Genomic DNA, 19,258 nt, shown 5'->3' on the forward strand with positions numbered 1-19,258 from the left:
CTGTGTGTCGATGGCCAGATCCGCGCCATTGGCAAAGACCTCGAGGCGCCAACCGACTGTGAGATCCTCGACGGCAGCGGCCAGTACCTGATGCCGGGCGGCATCGACCCGCACACCCATATGCAGCTGCCCTTCATGGGCACGGTCGCCAGCGAGGACTTTTTCAGCGGTACCGCGGCCGGGCTGGCCGGAGGCACCACCTCGATCATCGATTTCGTCATCCCCAACCCGCAGCAGTCGCTGCTCGAAGCGTTCCATACCTGGCGCGGATGGGCCCAGAAGAGTGCGTCGGACTACGGCTTTCACGTCGCCATCACTTGGTGGAGCGAACAGGTCGCCGAGGAAATGGGCGAGTTGGTAAGCCAGCATGGGGTCAACAGTTTCAAGCACTTCATGGCCTATAAAAACGCCATCATGGCGGCTGACGACACCCTGGTGGCCAGCTTCGAGCGCTGCCTGCAACTGGGGGCAGTGCCTACGGTGCATGCCGAGAACGGCGAGCTGGTCTACCACCTGCAGCAGAAGCTGCTGGCGCAAGGCCTGACCGGGCCTGAAGCCCATCCACTGTCACGGCCTTCGCAGGTCGAAGGGGAAGCGGCAAGCCGCGCTATCCGTATCGCCGAAACCATCGGCACGCCGTTGTACGTGGTACACATCTCAAGCCGTGAAGCACTGGATGAAATCACCTACGCCCGGGCCAAGGGCCAGCCGGTGTATGGCGAAGTGCTGCCCGGCCACCTGCTGATCGACGACAGCGTCTACCGCGACCCAGACTGGGCAACCGCTGCCGGTTATGTGATGAGCCCGCCTTTCCGCCCCCGCGAGCACCAAGAAGCGCTATGGCGCGGGCTGCAGTCTGGCAACCTGCACACCACGGCGACCGACCATTGCTGTTTCTGCGCAGAACAGAAGGCCATGGGCCGCAATGACTTCAGCCGCATTCCTAACGGCACCGCAGGCATCGAGGACCGCATGGCAGTGCTGTGGGACGCTGGGGTCAACAGCGGGCGCCTGTCTATGCACGAATTCGTCGCCCTGACCTCGACCAACACCGCCAAGATCTTCAACCTCTTCCCGCGCAAAGGCGCCATCCGCGTGGGCGCCGACGCCGACCTGGTGCTATGGGACCCTCAGGGCACCCGCACCATTTCCGCCCAGACCCACCATCAGCGGGTCGACTTCAACATCTTCGAGGGCCGCACCGTTCGCGGCATCCCCAGCCATACCATCAGCCAGGGCAAGGTGCTCTGGGCCGATGGCGACCTGCGTGCCGAACCGGGTGCCGGTCGGTACGTGGAGCGCCCTGCCTACCCCTCGGTATACGAAGTACTAGGCCGGCGCGCCGAGCAACAGCGCCCGACCCCCGTACAGCGCTGATTGGCCCTGCATTGCCGTACCGGCCCCAAGAGGCCGGGCGGCGCCGTATTGCCGTTGACTGCCACAACCAAAAGAACAGAGAGGCTACAACCGTGATCGATGCCCTGAACCACTTGCCCCGCCCAAGCGCCGGCAGCGCCGCCCTGGCCGAACGCTTTACCGACCTGGCCCCGCCGCTTACCCCTCGCCAAGCGGCCGTGGAGAGCGCTCGCTGCCTTTACTGCTACGACGCCCCTTGCGTCAACGCCTGCCCGAGCGAAATCGACATCCCGTCGTTCATTCACCGCATCAGCGATGAAAACCTGCAAGGCGCTGCCGAACGCATCCTGTCGGCCAACATTCTCGGCGGCAGCTGCGCCCGTGTCTGCCCCACCGAAATTCTTTGCCAGCAGGCCTGCGTGCGCAACAACGCCCAGGAGTGCGCGCCGGTGCTGATCGGCCAACTGCAACGTTACGCGCTGGACAACGCCGGGTTCACTGAGCACCCCTTCAAGCGCTCGCCCCCCACCGGCAAACGCATCGCCGTGGTAGGCGCCGGCCCCGCCGGGCTTTCCTGCGCCCACCGGCTGGCCATGCATGGCCACGACGTGGTGGTGTTCGAAGCCTGTGACAAGGCCGGCGGCCTCAACGAGTACGGCATCGCCCGCTACAAATTGGTGGATGACTACGCCCAACGCGAGGTGGAGTTCCTGCTTGGCATCGGCGGCATTGAAATGCGTCACGGCCAGCGCCTGGGGGCCAACCTCGCCCTGGGAACGTTGCGCGAGCAGTTCGACGCCGTGTTTCTGGGCCTTGGCCTGAACGCGGTGCGCCAGCTTGGCCTGGCCGATGAGCAAGCTCCTGGCCTGCTCGGCGCCACCGCCTACATCCGTGAACTGCGCCAGGCCGAGGATCTGGCACAACTGCCACTGGCCGAGCGCTGCCTGGTGATCGGCGCCGGTAACACTGCCATCGACATGGCGGTGCAGATGAGCCGCCTGGGCGCGCGCGACGTCAATCTGGTGTACCGCCGTGGTTCAGCCGACATGGGCGCCACCGGTCATGAGCAGGACATCGCCAAGGCCAACCAAGTGCGCCTGCACACCTGGGCCCGCCCAGAGCAAGTGCTGCTGGACGACCAAGGGCGCGTGCGCGGCATGCGCTTCATGCGCACCGAGCTGGTCGACGGCCAGCTACGCGATACCGGCGACGCCTTCGAGCTGGCCGCTGACGCCATTTTCAAAGCGATTGGCCAAGGCTTCGACGACACCAGCCTGTGCGACCCGGTTGCCGCGCAGTTGGCCCGGGACGGTGAACGCATTCGCGTAGACGAAAACCTGCGCACAAGCCTTACCGGGGTCTATGCCGGTGGCGACTGCACGGCACTTGGCCAGGACCTCACCGTCCAGGCGGTCCAACACGGCAAGCTGGCCGCCGAAGCCATCCATGCCCAACTCATGCTCAACATGGAGGCTGCATAAATGGCCGACCTGTCCATCGAATTCGCCGGTATCAAGGCACCTAACCCCTTCTGGCTGGCGTCTGCGCCACCGACCGACAAAGCCTACAATGTGGTGCGTGCCTTCGAGGCAGGCTGGGGCGGTGTAGTCTGGAAAACCCTCGGAGAAGACCCGGCCGCAGTCAACGTGTCATCACGTTATTCGGCGCATTACGGCCCCAATCGTCAGGTACAGGGAATCAACAACATCGAGCTGATCACCGATCGGTCGTTGGAGATCAACCTGCGCGAAATCACCCAGGTGAAGAAGGAGTGGCCCGATCGCGCACTGATCGTATCGCTGATGGTGCCGTGCTTGGAGGAGTCGTGGAAATTCATCCTTCCCCTGGTTGAGGCCACAGGTGCCGATGGCATCGAACTGAACTTCGGTTGCCCCCACGGCATGCCTGAACGCGGCATGGGGGCCGCTGTGGGCCAAGTGCCTGAATATGTCGAAATGGTTACCCATTGGTGCAAGCTGTATTGCTCGCTGCCGGTGATCGTGAAACTCACCCCCAACATCACCGACATCCGCCAGTCGGCTCGTGCAGCCCATCGCGGCGGCGCGGACGCGGTGTCGTTGATCAACACCATCAACTCCATCACCAGCGTCGACCTGGAGCGCATGGTCGCCCACCCCATCGTCGGCGACCAAAGCACTCACGGCGGTTATTGTGGCTCTGCGGTCAAGCCAATTGCCTTGAACATGGTCGCTGAGATAGCCCGTGACCCGCAGACACATGGCCTGCCGATCTGTGGCATCGGCGGTATCGGCAACTGGCGCGACGCCGCCGAGTTCATCGCTTTGGGCAGCGGTGCGGTACAGGTGTGCACGGCGGCGATGCTGCATGGTTTTCGCATCGTCGAAGACATGAAGGATGGCCTGGCACGCTGGATGGACCAGCAGGGGCACCGCAACCTCGATGCGTTCCGCGGGCAGGCGGTGGGGCACACCACCGACTGGAAGTACCTGGACATCAATTACAAATCCATCGCCCACATCGACCAGCAATCGTGCATCGGTTGCGGGCGTTGCCATATCGCCTGTGAAGATACCTCGCACCAGGCCATTGCCAGTACCCTGAGGGCCGATGGCACCCATATCTACAGTGTGATCGAGGACGAATGCGTGGGCTGCAACCTATGCCAGATCACCTGCCCGGTGGACCACTGCATCGAGATGGTCGCCCAGGACACCGGCAAGCCTTACCTGAACTGGACCCAAGACCCGCGCAACCCCTACCGCGAGGCCAGTTGAGGGAAGCCAGTGGATGGGGCCAGTTCACGGCCCCATTTCACTCAGGGTTGCAACCCTATGCCACGCAAGATGACCGAAGTGACCGTCTGCACCGCACGCTCGAAGGCCGAGTCGGACAGCGGCTCACCTTCGTTGAGCAGCGCCACCTGGTAGCCGAAGTCGGCGTAGTGCTGGGTCGATGCCCAAATCATGTACAGCAGGGCCGATGGCTCCACCGGCAGAATACGCCCCTGCTCCACCCAACGGCGTATCTTGTCTTGTTTGAGCCTGGCCCAGGGCACCAGGTTTTCCTCGAGGCTGCACCCCAGCACAGGGGCGCCATGGAGCATTTCTTCAGCCCAGATCCTAGAGCCCAGCGGGCGTGAGCGTGAATGGCCCATCTTGGCGCGGATGTAGCTGGTCAGCACCACGCGCGGGTCGTCGAAGTTCTCGAAGCACAGCGCGTCCTGCTTCCATACATCCAGCAAATCTTGCAACACCGCGCGAAACAGTTCGTCCTTGGTACTGAAGTAGTAATGCAGGTTGGAACGCGGTAACTCGGCCTGTTCGGCGATATCACCCATCGAGGTGGCGCCATAGCCTTTTTCGGCGAATACCTTTTCGGCCGCCACGAGAATCTTCTGGATATTGCGTCGACGGATCTCGATCTTGTGGTTAGCCATCAGGCGTCGGCCGTCCATGCATCGAGCCCAACGTAATTGAGTTCGATGTCGTTCAGTTGCCGCTCACGACCACGCACGCTCATGGGTGCTCCTTGCCGAATGGGATTGGCGTAGTCTACGCCGCAATTGCCATGGGATTGAATCACGGGGCCTGAAATAGCCTGCCAGCGTACCGGCCCCGCCACGACCCGCCGATGCCTGCCATTGGCAGCGCTAGGTCTGGTCTGGCGGGACGGCCGCAAGCCATGCCGCACTCAGCCCGTACGCGCCCGGTCACGGGCCGGGCACCGCGCCTGAAGCAGGTTCAGGGCAGAATTGATGATGCCGATGTGGCTGAATGCCTGAGGGAAGTTGCCTAGCATGCGCTGCTCGCTTGGGTCGTATTGCTCGGCCAGCAAGCCCACGTCGTTGCATAGGCCCGAGAGTTTTTCATACAGCTGCTGAGCCTCGGCCTCGCGTCCGAGCAGCACGTACACATCGGCCAACCAGAACGAACAGACCAGGAAAGTACCCTCACCCGAGCTCAGCCCATCGCCGCCATTCTCGCTGTCGTAGCGCAGCAGCAGGCCATTGTTCAGCAGACGTTGTTCGATCTGCGCAAGCGTACGCAGAAACCTCGGGTCGTCCGCTGGCAGGAAGCCGGTGAGGGCGATCTGCAGAAGGCCTGCGTCCATTTCGGCCGAGCCATAGGCCTGGACAAAATACTGCCCGCTGGCATCCAGCCCGTTGGCACAGACGTCACGATGGATCTCATCGGCCACCTCTCGGTAGTGGCGTGCATGCTCGCTACTCTCTTCCGTGGTATCGGCAAGCCCGGCTGCCCGGTCGAAGGCAACCCAGGCCATGACTTTGGAATGCACGAAGTGCTGGCGACCACCGCGCACCTCCCAGATGCCCTCGTCGGGCTCGCGCCAGATGCGTTCGACGTAGGGCAGGATCATCCGCGAGATCGCGGCGCTGCGCGGTAGCCGCGGCAGCCCGCCCTTGATCGCCTGGGTCATGGCGTCGGCCAGCTCGCCGAAGATATCCAGCTGCACCTGTGCCGAAGCCGCATTGCCAACCCGCACCGGCTGGGAGTGCTCATAGCCAGCCAGCCAAGGCAAGGTGTATTCCTGCAAATCCCTTTCGCCCGCCAGCCCGTACATGATCTGCATCTGTTCGGGGTTGCCGGCAACCGAGCGTAGCAACCATTCGCGCCAGGCCTGGGCTTCGTCGAAGTACCCCAGGTTCATGAAAGCCAGCAAGGTCATGGTGGCGTCGCGCAGCCAGCAGAATCGATAGTCCCAGTTGCGCTCACCGCCCAAGCGTTCGGGCAGTGACGTGGTCACGGCAGCAACGATGCCACCGGTAGGGGCGTAGGTCATTGCCTTGAGGGTCAGCAGCGAACGCCGCACGCGGTGCGAGTAAGGCCCCAGATCCGGGCAGCGGTCAGCAAAGGCTTGCCAGTGAGCCAGTGTATGCTGCAGAGCCTGGTCGATGTCGCAATCCGGCTGCACCGGCAGGTGCGAGGGTTGATGCCGCAAGCTGAACACCTGACGCTCCCCTGCGCACACTCGAAAGCGGGCGACGGTATGGTGGTCAAGGCCATGGGACGCCACGCTGCTGGTCAACAGCAGACGGTCAGGCCCGGCCACGGCGCTCAGCGTAAGCGGATCGAGCTTTTCGACCCACGGCACACTACGCCCGTAGTCGAAGCGCATCACAAGGTCCATCTCGAAGTGCGTCTCGCCGGCCAGGCCCTCGACGATGCGCACCACCGAGTTGACCTCGTCGAGCGGCATGAAGTCGAGCACCCGGGCCCGGCCACCGGCGGTGTGCCAAGTGGTTTCCAGCACCAGGGTGTCGCCCAGGTACTGGCGGCTGACCTGCTCGACGGTGTCACTGGGCGCCAGGCGCCAACGACCATTTTGTTCATTGCCAAGCAGTGCGGCGAACACCGCAGGGGCGTCGAAGCGCGGCAGGCAAAGCCAGTCGATGGAACCGTCGCGGCTCACCAGGGCGGCGCTGCGGCAGTTGCCGAGCAGCGCATAGTCTTCAATGTGGGCGGGCATTGCTTCTCCTTGATCGGATTACCCTAAGGTGTGCCACTCACGCTTGTCGCGCGTCAGTAATTCATTGCCAGCTTCGGGGCCGTCCTCACCTGCCGGATATTCATGCACCTCGCCGCCCTGGGCCCAGGCATCGAGAAAGGGCTGAACCGCTCGCCAGCCGTTTTCGATGTTGTCGGCCCGCTGGAACAGGGTCTGGTCACCGGTCAGGCAGTCATAGATCAGCGTTTCGTAACCGGTGGCTGGGGTCATCTTGAAGAAGTCTTTGTAAGCAAAGCCCAACTCGACATTCGCCGTCACCAGCTCAGGGCCCGGGCGCTTGGCCTGCAGGTCGAACCACATGCCTTCATTGGGCTGAATCTGGATCTTCAGGTAATTGGGTTTCGGCCGCTCAAGCTCCGACTCTCGGAACTGCGCGTAGGGCGCCGGTTTGAAACAGATGGCGATCTCGGTGTCACGCACGCTCATGCGTTTGCCAGTGCGCAGGTAGAACGGCACCCCTGCCCAGCGCCAGTTGTCGATCATCACCTTCAGCGCTACATAGGTTTCGGTCTGGCTGTCTTCGCTGACATTGCTTTCCTGGCGGTAGCCTGGCAGACGTTTGCGACCCTGCTTACCTTCGGTGTATTGACCACGCACGGAGTGCTTGAGCGCCATCTTGGTCGACCAAGGGCGAATAGCACCGATAACCTTGGCCTTCTCACTGCGCACCGCATCGGCGCCAAAGGCCGCTGGCGGCTCCATGGCGACCATCGCCAGCAGTTGGAACAGGTGGTTGGGCACCATGTCGCGCAACGCGCCAGTGTTGTCGTAGAAGGCCCCTCGGGTTTCCACCCCGACCGTCTCGGCAGCGGTAATCTGCACATGGTCGATGTAATGGTTGTTCCAGAACGACTCGAACAAGCCATTGGAAAAGCGGCTGACCAGGATGTTCTGAACGGTTTCCTTTCCCAGGAAATGATCGATGCGGTAAATCTGCCGCTCGCTCATGACCTTTAACAAACGGGCGTTGAGCGCCTCGGCACTGGCCAGATCGGTGCCGAAAGGCTTTTCCACCACAAGCCTGCGAAAACCACCGCCGGCCTCGTCGAGCAAGCCGGCCTGGCTCAAATGCTCGGCAACATCGGGAAAGAAACGCGGCGAGGTGGCCAGGTAGAAAATCGCATTGCCATGGCTGGTCTTGTCGATGCGCTTGGCCAGCGCGGTATAAGTGGCAGGGTCGAGAAAGTCGCCCGTCTGGTAGTCCAGGCGTTTGGCAAGCCGCGCCCAAAGCTTTTCATCCAGGCATTTCACACTGCCCTCGCCTTGCTCGCGCGCTCGCATGAAATCATGCAGGCGCTCGGCGAATTCCTCACCGGTGGCAGGGTTGTGGTCGACGCCAACGATCTTCAGGTTACGGTCCAGCAAACCATCGCGGCTGAGGTTGTAAAGCGCCGGCATCAGCAAGCGTTTTACCAAGTCGCCATTGGCGCCAAACAGGAACAATGTGCAAGGTGGAGCGGCGGGGACGTTCTGTTTGCTCATCAGTCTTTTTTCTCGACGTGACCACCAAAGCCCAAACGCATGGCCGACAAGACCTTGTCGCCATAGGTACCCTGTTGCTGACGCGAGCGGAAGCGGGCGAACAGTGCGCTGGACAGCACAGGCACAGGCACCGCCTGCTCTACGGCCGCGTCGATCGTCCAACGGCCTTCGCCACTGTCGGAAACCGAGCCACTGAACTGCGACAGCTGAGGGTCCGCCACCAGGGCATCGGCGGTGAGGTCGAGCAGCCAGGAGGTCACGACACTGCCGCGGCGCCACACTTCAGCGATTTCGGCCAGGTTCAGGTCAAAGCGCTGAGTCTCAGGCAATTGATCCCCGCCCTTGCTGCGCAACAGGTCGAAACCTTCGGCATACGCTTGCATAAGGCCGTATTCGATGCCGTTGTGCACCATCTTCACGTAATGCCCGGCGCCCGGAGGGCCGGCGTGAATGTAACCGTATTCGGCACGGGCGTGCTCACCGCTGCGGCCATGGGTGCGCGGGATATCACCAACCCCCGGCGCCAGGGCTTTGAACAAGGGTTCAAGCCGCTCGAACACGTCCTTTTCACCGCCGATCATCATGCAGTAACCACGGTCCAGGCCCCAAACGCCACCGGAAGTGCCGACATCCAGGTAGTGCAGGCCGCGCTTGGCCAGCTCTTCGGCGCGGCGCATGTCGTCTTTGTAGAAGGTATTGCCACCATCGATGATCGAGTCCCCTGGTTCAAGCAGCTCGGCCAACTGGGCGATTGTCTGCTCGGTAGGTTCGCCAGCCGGCAACATCACCCAAATCGCACGCGGCGCCTTCAGCTTTTGCACCAGCGCGCCAAGGTCATGGGCACCCTGGGCGCCTTCGCCTTCCAGCCCGACCACGGCGTCACGGTTGCGGTCATGCACCACGGTGCGGTGGCCGGCGCGCATCAGCCGCCTCGCGATGTTGCCGCCCATGCGGCCCAGCCCGATGATTCCCAATTGCATGAGCCGATGCTCCCCTGTCGAAATGATTGATGAACGCAGTTCAACGTTTCAGGTTAGTCCAGCGCCGCGCTTAAGGGTTCAGCGACGAACGGCGCGACAACCATAAACAAAAAAGTTCCCATTGACGGTGAAAGAATTCAGAATGCGCGCCGCGCAAAGCGACTACGCTTTAAATTGTCACCAGCCAAAACCGCGAGGTGTGCTCATGGGTACCTTGATGCCTGCCACTCCAACCCAGACCCTCTATGTCTCCGTGCGCCGTGATGAACTGCGCAAATTGAAGGACGAGCGTGACCAATTGCGTGAGCAGGTCGCTCAGTTGAACAAGTTGCTGGCGCAAACTCACAGTGCCGAGCGCGCCTGATTCTTCTCATTAAGAGTGGGAGCTACAAGGCTCCCACACCGCACTGACGTTCCTGCCGGAAAGATCTCCGCGCAAGGAAACCGTATCCGATGGCTCAGCCTTTGAGCACTCAATAGGGTGCATGGCCTTGCAGCACCATCCCGGTGCCTGCCTGCCATGGGTTGATCATGAAAATCGCACACCTTTACTTGCCGCTGGCCCTCTGCAGCCTGGCTACCCTGCCGCTACACGCCAGCGCTCAAAGCTGCCAATACGCCACCGAGCAACAAGCCCTGAACCTGTTCGAGCAATGGAACGATAGCCTCAAGAGCGCAGACCCACACCAGGTCGCACGGCTGTATCAGGACAATGCCTTGCTACTGCCGACGGTATCGAAAAAGCCTCGCCTGACCGAACAAGAACGCGTGGAGTACTTCAGCCATTTTCTGGCAGACAAGCCTAGCGGCAGGCTCGACACCCATCACTTCGACGCCGCCTGCAACATCGCAACCTTGAACGGCCTTTATACCTTCGACTTCGCTGCTACCGGCAAGCAGGTTGCGGCACGCTACAGCTTCACCTACCGCTGGGATGGCCAACGATGGTTGATCAGCCACCACCACTCCTCCCTGCTGCCGTCGAGCTGAGCTTCATATCGAGGCGCTCTCAAAGGCGGCTCGCCTCAAAACAGTGCAGCACCCCCTCCCCGGTGCTGCATCTTGTGGCTCTGAACCGTCCTGCGGTGGGCCCTATTCCCGCTTGGAAACACCCGCTGACACTCGCCAACGTTTGCGTCTAACACGCGCCATAGCAAAAGTGACCAATGGGTCGGATTTTTATCTCTAGCTCTCCTACACTCAAATTCCGGCCCGTCATTTGCTCATAGGAAGAGCGATGCAAAAAAGTCGAACTTTTGGAATCGGTGGCAGGTCAGCAATTGAGTAGGCCAAAGACGGGCGTTCCGGTGTCTGGCCGACCTACCCCAACTAGTCCAATCGCCGTCGGCAGGAATGCCGGTCGCGCTGTGCCTGTGCGCACGACTTCGGGGCATGGATAGCGTTACGCAATTACAGAAACAGAGAGAACCAGCACGAGATATCAAAACGGGTGCCAGCACCCGGTCACATAGGGACGGAAAGAAGTATGATCAGTGCCGCTGTCGAGCCTCACGTAGATTCATTCAAGTCGGACAACCGCGATCCGCTCACCCCGGATTTCGCCAAAACAGGCACGACACCAGGCGCCCAGCGCCAGCACAACCCCAACAAGCGCAAGATTCTGTTCGTCACCTCGGAAATCGCCGACCTGGTCAAGACCGGCGGCTTGGGCGATGTCTCCGCAGCATTGCCCCGCGCCCTGGCGCACCTGCACGATGTGCGTGTGCTGATCCCTGGCTACCCGCAGGTCATGGAAAGCGACAACCCAATCCATATCGTGGGCCAACTCGGTGGCCACGCTGCACTTCCGCCCTGCAAGATCGGCCGCATGGACATGGTCGACGGGCTAGTGATCTACGTGCTGATCTGCCCTGAGCTGTACGAACGCGATGGCACCCCCTATGGCGCCAACAATGGCCGTGACTGGCCTGACAACCATATCCGTTTTGCCCGCCTGGGCCTGGCTGCAGCCGAGATCGCCGCTGGCGAAGGCATGATTCACTGGAAGCCCGAGGTGGTGCACGCCCACGACTGGCCTGCGGGCCTGGCACCGGCTTACATGCACTGGCGTGGCCTGAACACCCCTACCCTGTTCACTATTCACAACCTCGCCTACCAGGGCGTCTATAGCCGTGGCTGCAGCCCTGAGCTGGCAATCCCTGAGCATGCGATGCAACAGGAAGGCATGGAGTTCTACGGCAAGCTGTCGTTCCTCAAGGCGGGCCTGGCTTACTCCAGCCATATCACCACGGTCAGCGCCACCTACGCCCAGGAAATCACCACGCCGGAATTTGGTTGCGGCCTGGATGGTTTTCTTGCCAGCAAGGCGCATCAGGGCCTGTTGGGCGGTATTCCCAACGGCATCGACGAAAGCTGGGACTCGGCTACCGACAAACACCTGGAGCACAATTTCAGCCTCAACGACTGGGAAGGTAAGGCGCGCAACAGCGACGCCGTGCGCCGCTTGTTCGGCCTAGACCCTAGCGAGGGGCCGCTGTTCGCCGTGGTTTCGCGGCTGGTCTACCAGAAAGGCCTGGACCTCACCTTGGGCGTTGCCGACTACATCGTCGAGCAAGGGGGGCAAATCGCGATCATCGGTCGTGGCGAGCCTGAGGAAGAGCAAGCCATGCGTGAATTGGCTCTGCGCCATCCTGGGCGCATTGGCGTGCGCATCGGTTTCAACGAAACCGATGCCCGGCGCATGTTTGCCGGCAGTGATTTCCTGCTGATGCCATCGCGTTACGAACCTTGCGGCCTGAGCCAGATGTACGCACAGCGTTTCGGCTCGCTGCCTGTGGCACGCAACACCGGCGGCCTGGCCGACACCATCGAAAACGGCGTCACTGGCTTTTTGTTCGATGAGTCGACTGTGGACAGCTACCGTGAGGCGCTAAGCCGGGCTTTCTATGTATTCGGCAAGAAAGACTTGCTCAATGCCATGCGCTGCCTGTCGATGACCCAGCCATTCAACTGGTGTCAGGCTGTGGAGCCCTATGCACGGCTCTATGAGGATCTGGTCAAGCAGGCACAGCTGAGCCACTACTGAGCGGGGTTCGAAGATGCAAAGGCATGGCGCACAAATGTTGGACGCCACGTCGGCGCGCTTCGCCCTATGGGCGCCAGATGCGCGCAACGTGAGCTTGGAAATTGAACAGCAGCCGGCCATTGAGCTGCTGGCTGAAGAAGACGGCTGGTTCACTGCAGTGGCCCCTTGCAAAGCTGGGGACCGTTATCGCTACAGCATTGATGGCCGCCTGCAAGTGGCCGACCCTGCGTCGCGCTATCAGCCTGAGGGCGTACACGGGCCCAGCCAGGTAGTAGACGTAAGGACCTACGACTGGCAGCACCCCTGGCAGGGTCGCCCTTGGCACGAAGCAGTGATCCAGGAGTTGCACGTAGGCGTGCTCGACGGCTTCGCTGGCGTCGCTCTGCAATTGCCGAGGCTGGCTCAGCTGGGTATTACCGCTATCGAGCTGATGCCGCTGGGCCAATTCCCTGGCGAACGTAACTGGGGCTACGACGGCGTACTGCCCTATGCCCCGCAGCACAACTACGGTAGCCCCGAGCAGCTTTGCCGCCTGGTGGACCAGGCCCACGGCCATGGGCTGATGGTCATGGTGGATGTGGTGTACAACCACTTCGGCCCAGATGGCAATTATCTGCACGAATACGCCAGCCCATTCTTTCGCGAGGATCGGCAGACCCCTTGGGGCGCTGCGATTGATTTTCGCCGGCCAGAGGTGCGCGAATACTTCATCCAGAACGCCCTGATGTGGCTATGCGACTACCGCTGTGACGGCTTGCGCTTGGATGCGGTGCACGCAATCGACCAGCCCGACTTCTTGGTCGAACTGGCCCAGCGGGTACGCGCTGCGGTTGCGCCCGGCCGGCATGTCTGGCTGGTGCTGGAGAACGAGCATAATCAGGCATCGCTACTGCAGCAGGGCTTCGACGCTCAATGGAACGACGATGGCCACAATGCCTTGCACGTGCTGCTGACCGGTGAAACCGAAGGCTACTATGCCGACTACCAGGATCAACCCATCGCAAAGCTGGCGCGCTGCCTGTCCGAAGGCTTCGTGTTCCAAGGCCAGGCCAATCGTCACGGCAACCCTCGCGGTGAGCCCAGCGGGCATCTTGAGCCTTCGTCGTTCGTGTTGTTCCTGCAGAACCATGACCAGATAGGCAATCGCGCACTGGGCGAACGCTTGACTCGCCTCTGCCCTCCCGCTGCGCTACGGGCCGCCACCGGCTTGTTGCTGCTCTGCCCAATGATCCCGTTGCTGTTCATGGGTGATGACGATGGCAGTTGCCGGCCGTTCCTGTTCTTCACCGATTTCCATGATGAACTGGCCGACGCGGTGCGCGAGGGCCGGCGTGGCGAGTTTGCCCACTTCAAGGCCTTTGCCGACCCTGAGCAGCGCGAACACATTCCAGACCCTAACGCCAAACAGACTTTCGAAGCCTCGCGGCCGCTACCCAAGGAGGTCATCGCTGGTTGGCATGGCCTGTATGAGCAGTTGCTGGGGCTGCGACGGCGCCATGTGGTTCCACACTTGCCTGGCAGTCGGGCGCTGGGCGCCGTGGTGCTGGGCGACCACGCCCTCACCGCCCGCTGGCGGCTGGGAGATGGCAGCATCCTGCGGATCGACCTGAACCTGGCGGCTAGCCCTCAGGCAGTGGAACTACCCGCCAGAGCTTGGCGCCTGTTCGACAGTAGCGACAGTACCCACCCCGACACCGCCATGGCCGCCCACAGTTGTGTGGTGAGCCTGTTACCCCCCGGTCAGGAGCCCTCATGAGCGAAACTGCTTTACACCGATTGGCCGCTCAGGTCGGGCTAGCCCGCGACTGGATCGACGCCAATGACCGGCCGCAGCAGGTCAGCGATGACGTATTGCGCAAAGTCCTCGATGGCTTGGGTCACCCCGCCGGTGACGAAGCGGCCATTGCGGCCAGCCTGCGGGAGGTGCAAGCCGCCGATGATGGCGAGCATCTCCCGCCGCTGCTCACTGTCGAGCAGGGTCAACCACTGCCTTTGCAGCGCTATTTCCCACCAGGCAGCGCTGTGCGCTGCACCCTGGAAAGCAACCGCCTGCAAGATTTGACCCTGGATGCCCAAGGCAACCTTCCCGGTGGCCTGCCAGTCGGCTACCACCAGTTGCAGATCAATGACCGGCATTTCACCCTCGCGGTGGCGCCGCCGCGCTGCTACAGCTTGGCCGATGCTGTGGCTGAGCCACCTGCACGCCTCTGGGGCCTGTCCGTGCAGCTTTATAGCCTGCGCCGCCCAGGCGACGGCGGGTTCGGCGATTGCCTGGCGTTGGAGCAATTGGCACGCAGTGCTGCCGAGCGCGGCGCGGACGCCCTGGCCATCAGCCCGATCCATGCGCTGTCGATGATCGATCAGCAGCACTACAGCCCCTATTCACCGTCCAGCCGCCTGCTGCTCAACACGCTGTACGCCAGCCCAGCCGCCTTATTGGGGGAGCGTGCGGTACGCATGGCGATCGAGGCATGTGGTTTGGAGCAAGTGCTCGAAGACTTGGAACAACAGCCTTTGGTCGACTGGCCACGTGCTGCCAGCGCCCGCCTGCGTCTACTCGAAGCCCTGTACCAGGATTTCAGCCAAGGCGACCACCCGCTGCGCCAGGACTTCGACAGCTTCCGTGATACTCGCGGCCAGGCCCTTGAACATCACTGCCGCTTCGAAGTGCTACAGGCACTGGCCGTGGAGCGCGGCCATGGCGCAGACTGGCGAGATTGGCCTAGCACTTGGCAGGACCCGTACCACCCGGAAGTCGAAGCCATCGCCAATGCCTACCCTGCCAAGCTCGAGTTCCAGGCGTTTTGCCAGTGGCTGACCGAACGCAGCTTGCAACGCGCCCAGCACGCTGCACGCAGCAGCGGGATGGCCGTCGGCCTGATAGCTGATCTGGCAGTTGGCGCTGACGGGGCCGGCAGCCAGGCCTGGAGCCGTCAGGACGAATTGCTGGCTAACCTTACGGTCGGCGCGCCGCCCGACATTCTTAACCGCGCAGGGCAAGCCTGGGGTATCTGCGCCTTCTCCCCAGAAGGGTTAAAACGCAACGGCTACCGCGCGTTCATCGAAATGCTGCGAGCCAACCTAGCGCATGCCGGCGGCTTGCGCATCGACCATGTGATGGGCCTGCGTCGGCTGTGGCTGATCCCACAGGGCAGCACACCCGACCAAGGGGCTTATCTCAATTACCCGGTCGAGGACCTACTGCGCCTGCTGGCCCTCGAATCGGTACGCCATCAGGCAATCATCCTAGGCGAAGACCTGGGCACCGTGCCGCCAGGGTTGCCTGAGCAACTGGCAGCCAAAGCGGTGCTGGGCATGCGTGTGCTGCCGTTTGAGCAAACCAAGCCTGGGCATTTCAAACCCATTCTCGACTGGCCGGATGACGCGCTTGCCACCACCGGCACCCATGACTTGGCGCCTTTGGCCGGCTGGCTACAAAGCCGCGACATCGACTGGTACCAACGCCTGCAACTGATCGATGCCGCCACCGAGTTGCAATGGCGGCATGATCGGCGCACGGAATGCGATGGCCTACGCCGCACGCTGCAAGCCAACTACGGTGCCATGGCCGACGATGACGCGCTGATCGATGGCGCCATCCGTTACGTTGGCCATACCCGCGCCCCACTGGTGCTGATCCCGCTCGAAGACCTGCTCGGCAGCGACGAACAACCCAACCTGCCGGGCACCACCAGCGGCCACCCCAACTGGCGTCGGCGCTTCGCCGCCCCAGTGCGTGAGCTGCTAGATAACGAAGACGCCGCACGGCGCCTTGAACTGCTGGCCCAAGCCCGCGAACAAGCCTGGGAACGTGACCGATGAAGCCGTTGACCGCAACTGTACGCCTGCAATTTCACAGCGACTTCACCCTTGATGACGCCGTGGCACTGGTGCCGTATTTTGCCCAACTGGGCATCAGCCACCTTTACGCCTCACCCATCCTCAAAGCCCGCGCAGGGTCGCGCCACGGTTACGACGTGGTCGACCCCACCTGCGTCAACCCTGAGCTCGGTGGCGAGGCGGCACTGCAACGGCTGGTAGCCGCGCTGCGCCAGCACGGCATGGGGCTGATCCTCGACACCGTATCCAACCACATGGCCGTAGGCGGCGCCGACAACCCCTGGTGGCAAAGCTTGCTGGCCTGGGGCAGACGCAGCCCCTATGCGGAATTCTTCGACATCCAGTGGCACTCCAGTGACCCGCTGCTGGCCGGGCAGTTGCTGTTGCCATTCCTTGGCAGCGACTATGGCGCAGCATTGAAGAACGGTGAGATCCCTCTGCAGTACGAGCCGCAGGCAGGCTTGTTGCAGATCGCCCACCACGAGCACCGTTTCCCGATTTGCCCGCAGGACTACGGCTGGATTCTCGCCCAGAGCCCAGCGCCTGAGCTGCAAGCCTTGGCCGAACACTTCACTGCGCTGGGCGAAGCGCCCGACCCGTTGGCAGCGGCCCTACCCCTGCATGCCGAGCTCACCCGCCTGGTGGGTGAAGGCGCTGACCTCGACGCGGCATTGCAGGCCTTCGACAGCCGCACCGAAGAAGGCTTCAAGCGCCTGCACCTGTTGCTTGAGCGCCAGACTTACCGTTTGGCCAGCTGGCGCACGGCCGGCGATGACATCAACTGGCGGCGCTTTTTCGACATCAACGAACTTGGCGGCCTGCGGGTGGAACGCGCCGTGGTGTTCGAGGCTACCCACGCCAAGCTGTTCGAGCTGATCGAGCGCGGGCTGGTCGACGGCCTGCGCATCGATCATATCGACGGCCTGGCCGATCCACGCGGTTACTGCCGCAAACTGCGCCGCCGGGTCGACAGCCTGCTGGCTAAGCGCCCTGTGCAGACAGCGCTTGAACACTTTCCAATCTTCGTGGAGAAAATCCTCGGCGCCGGCGAGCACCTGCATCGGGACTGGCTCACCGATGGCACCACCGGCTACGAGTTCATGAACCAGGTGTCGCTGCTGCAACACGACCCGGCCGGCGAAGCGCCGTTGACCGAGCTGTGGGCAACGGTCAGCGAGCGCCCCGACTTCCCCGAAGAGGTTCGCCTGGCGCGGCACTTGGTGCTCAATGCCAGCCTAGCGGGCGATTGCGAGTCGGTGGCCCAGGCGCTATTGCAGGTTGCCCGTAACGACCTGATGACTCGCGACCTCACTCTGGGTGCGATCCGCCGCGCGTTGCAGGCACTGGTGGCCCACTATCCGGTTTACCGGACCTACATCAACGCCTGCGGGCGCCCGGCCGAGGATGAACGGTTCTTCCAGCAAGCACTGAGTAACGCCCGCCAGGACTTGGCCGAAGCCGACTGGCCACTGCTCGACCAGCTAGCACACTGGCTAGGTGGCCAGCGCTGGCGGGAATTACCGCCAGGTCGGCCACGTAAGCAGTTGCGCCACGCCTGTGTACGCTTCCAGCAGCTCACCGCCCCCAGCGCTGCCAAAGCCGTGGAAGATACCGCGTTCTACCGTTCGGCGCGGTTGTTGTCACGCAACGATGTGGGCTTCGAGGCCGAGCGTTTCAGCGCAGGCCTTGAGCACTTCCACAATGAAGCCCAACGCCGCCTGCGCGACTTCCCGGACAACCTGCTGGCCACCGCCACCCACGACCATAAGCGCGGCGAAGACACTCGCGCACGCCTGGCGGTGCTGAGTGAGCGCGGCCCATGGTTCGCCAGCCGTATGGAGCACTGGCGCGAGCTGGCAGCACCGCTGCGTGAGCAACTGCAAGATGGTGTGGCGCCCAGCCCAGGTGACGAGATGCTGTTGCTGCAGGCGCTGCTCGGTAGCTGGCCACTGGACTTGGACATCGGCAATGACACGGCGCTGCGTCAGTACGCCGAACGCATCCGTCAATGGCAGCAGAAAGCCCTGCGTGAAGCCAAGCTGCGCAGCAGCTGGAGCGCACCTAACGAAGCCTACGAGGCGGTTTGCGCAGCGTATGTCGACGCTATCTTGCTGGATCAGGAAAACCAGCAGCTGCGCAAGTCGCTAGCCGATGCGGCGCACGCGATCGCCTGCCCCGGAGCCCTCAACAGCCTGGTCCAGACCCTGCTGCGCATGACCGTGCCAGGTGTGCCGGACCTGTACCAAGGCAATGAATACTGGGATTTCAGCCTGGTCGACCCCGACAACCGTCGCCCGGTGGACTACCCCAGCAGGCGCCGGACGTTGGACGATGCCTGCCCGACTGGCGAACTGTTGGCGAACTGGCATGACGGGCGCATCAAGCAGGCACTGATCGCGCGAGTACTCGATTGCCGCAAGGCCCATGCCGAACTGTTTCGTCGGGGTGCTTACCTGCCGCTCACCGTGCAGGGCCGGCACGCCGACAAGGTCATCGCTTTTGCCCGCCTGGGCGAAGGCGAACGCGCAATCATCGTTGCCCCACGTCTGGCCAGCGGCCTGTTAGGGGCGGCCAGCTCACCCTTGATCCCTGCACAGAACTGGGAAGATACCCGGGTGATCTTGCCGTTTGACCCGTCATCTGCCAACTCGACTGGACTTTTTGCCACGGCTGCGGTCAGCCCTTCTAGGGAGCTGTTAGTGAGTGCATTACTGGCGGAGTTTCCGATCACTTTGCTGATACAACAATCTTGAGCATCAGGAGCGTCATGATGAGCGTCGATGAAAAACGAATCCGCGAGTTCGCTTACCAGATCTGGGAATCGGAAGGTAAGCCAGCCGGCCAGGAAGACCGCCACTGGGATATGGCTCGCAAGCTGGCCGAAGCCGAGGCGCTAGCGCCCAAGGCGGCGCCGCGCAAGCGCGCCCCTGCCAAGCCCAAGCAACCCCAGGAACCGAAAGCGGCAGCCCTGCCTGGCACTGTGAAACCAGCTCCCGCCAAGAAGCCTAAAGCGCCTAAAAAACCCGCTGCAGGTTGAGGCGGTGCT

At 62.4% G+C, this 19,258-nt stretch carries 14 protein-coding genes; 10 read left to right on the plus strand and 4 right to left on the minus strand.

The genetic code is table 11. The features are described 5' to 3' along the window. The 3 genes from hydA to preA all read left to right on the plus strand — a co-directional run. Positions 1 to 1,377: dihydropyrimidinase (gene hydA / locus ACK59H_RS18185; RefSeq protein ID WP_409264750.1), on the plus strand; the 1,377-nt coding region annotated here is incomplete at its 5' end. 92 nt (positions 1,378 to 1,469) lie between these two features. Further along, a complete protein-coding gene (locus ACK59H_RS18190) occupies positions 1,470 to 2,837 on the plus strand; it encodes an NAD(P)-dependent oxidoreductase (protein WP_060479374.1) in 1,368 nt (455 codons plus the stop codon). Next, positions 2,838 to 4,112: an NAD-dependent dihydropyrimidine dehydrogenase subunit PreA gene (gene preA, locus ACK59H_RS18195; protein ID WP_060479375.1), complete on the plus strand. Its 1,275-nt coding sequence runs from the start codon at positions 2,838 to 2,840 to the stop codon at positions 4,110 to 4,112. Between the two features lie 41 nt (positions 4,113 to 4,153). On the opposite strand, the gene ACK59H_RS18200 is transcribed toward preA, so the two are convergent. From ACK59H_RS18200 to gnd, 4 genes are all read right to left on the minus strand, one after another. Further along, a complete protein-coding gene (locus ACK59H_RS18200; RefSeq protein WP_060479376.1) occupies positions 4,154 to 4,774 on the minus strand; it encodes a TetR/AcrR family transcriptional regulator in 621 nt (206 codons plus the stop codon). Between the two features lie 254 nt (positions 4,775 to 5,028). Next, positions 5,029 to 6,825 (minus strand): glycoside hydrolase family 15 protein, encoded by a 1,797-nt coding sequence (locus ACK59H_RS18205; RefSeq protein ID WP_409264751.1) that lies wholly within the window; start codon positions 6,823 to 6,825, stop codon positions 5,029 to 5,031. A gap of 18 nt (positions 6,826 to 6,843) precedes the next feature. Further along, a complete protein-coding gene (gene zwf, locus ACK59H_RS18210) occupies positions 6,844 to 8,346 on the minus strand; it encodes a glucose-6-phosphate dehydrogenase (RefSeq protein WP_060479378.1) in 1,503 nt (500 codons plus the stop codon). Further along, a complete protein-coding gene (gene gnd, locus ACK59H_RS18215) occupies positions 8,346 to 9,326 on the minus strand; it encodes a phosphogluconate dehydrogenase (NAD(+)-dependent, decarboxylating) (protein WP_060479379.1) in 981 nt (326 codons plus the stop codon). The genes zwf and gnd overlap by 1 nt, the downstream gene beginning before the upstream one ends. 205 nt (positions 9,327 to 9,531) lie before the next feature. Between gnd and ACK59H_RS18220 the strand changes: the two genes are divergently transcribed. The 7 genes from ACK59H_RS18220 to ACK59H_RS18250 all read left to right on the plus strand — a co-directional run bounded on the left by ACK59H_RS18220 (position 9,532) and on the right by ACK59H_RS18250 (position 19,249). Beyond that, positions 9,532 to 9,690: a DUF6026 family protein gene (locus ACK59H_RS18220; protein WP_186476854.1), complete on the plus strand. Its 159-nt coding sequence runs from the start codon at positions 9,532 to 9,534 to the stop codon at positions 9,688 to 9,690. A gap of 167 nt (positions 9,691 to 9,857) precedes the next feature. After that, positions 9,858 to 10,316, plus strand: coding sequence for an SgcJ/EcaC family oxidoreductase (locus ACK59H_RS18225; protein WP_060479380.1), 459 nt, complete (start codon positions 9,858 to 9,860; stop codon positions 10,314 to 10,316). A 496-nt stretch (positions 10,317 to 10,812) separates the two neighbouring features. Beyond that, complete coding sequence (glgA, locus tag ACK59H_RS18230) at positions 10,813 to 12,372, plus strand: glycogen synthase GlgA (RefSeq protein WP_060479381.1); 1,560 nt, start codon at positions 10,813 to 10,815, stop codon at positions 12,370 to 12,372. Between the two features lie 13 nt (positions 12,373 to 12,385). Next, positions 12,386 to 14,128 carry a malto-oligosyltrehalose trehalohydrolase gene (gene treZ / locus ACK59H_RS18235; protein WP_060479382.1) on the plus strand — a complete coding sequence of 581 codons (1,743 nt, stop codon included), beginning with the start codon at positions 12,386 to 12,388 and terminating at the stop codon, positions 14,126 to 14,128. Continuing rightward, positions 14,125 to 16,194, plus strand: coding sequence for a 4-alpha-glucanotransferase (malQ, locus tag ACK59H_RS18240; RefSeq protein ID WP_060479383.1), 2,070 nt, complete (start codon positions 14,125 to 14,127; stop codon positions 16,192 to 16,194). The genes treZ and malQ overlap by 4 nt, the downstream gene beginning before the upstream one ends. Continuing rightward, the gene (locus tag ACK59H_RS18245; protein ID WP_060479384.1) at positions 16,191 to 18,965 is read left to right on the plus strand and encodes a malto-oligosyltrehalose synthase; all 2,775 of its coding nucleotides are present in this window, start codon (positions 16,191 to 16,193) and stop codon (positions 18,963 to 18,965) included. Before malQ ends, ACK59H_RS18245 begins: the two co-directional genes overlap by 4 nt. A gap of 14 nt (positions 18,966 to 18,979) precedes the next feature. Continuing rightward, positions 18,980 to 19,249, plus strand: a complete 270-nt coding sequence (locus tag ACK59H_RS18250) for a DUF2934 domain-containing protein (protein ID WP_060479385.1) — start codon at positions 18,980 to 18,982, stop codon at positions 19,247 to 19,249. The last annotated feature ends 9 nt before the right edge of the window (positions 19,250 to 19,258 follow it).

It is taken from the genome of Pseudomonas sp. KCJK9000 (assembly GCF_046230725.1).
GTDB lineage: Bacteria > Pseudomonadota > Gammaproteobacteria > Pseudomonadales > Pseudomonadaceae > Aquipseudomonas > Aquipseudomonas promysalinigenes.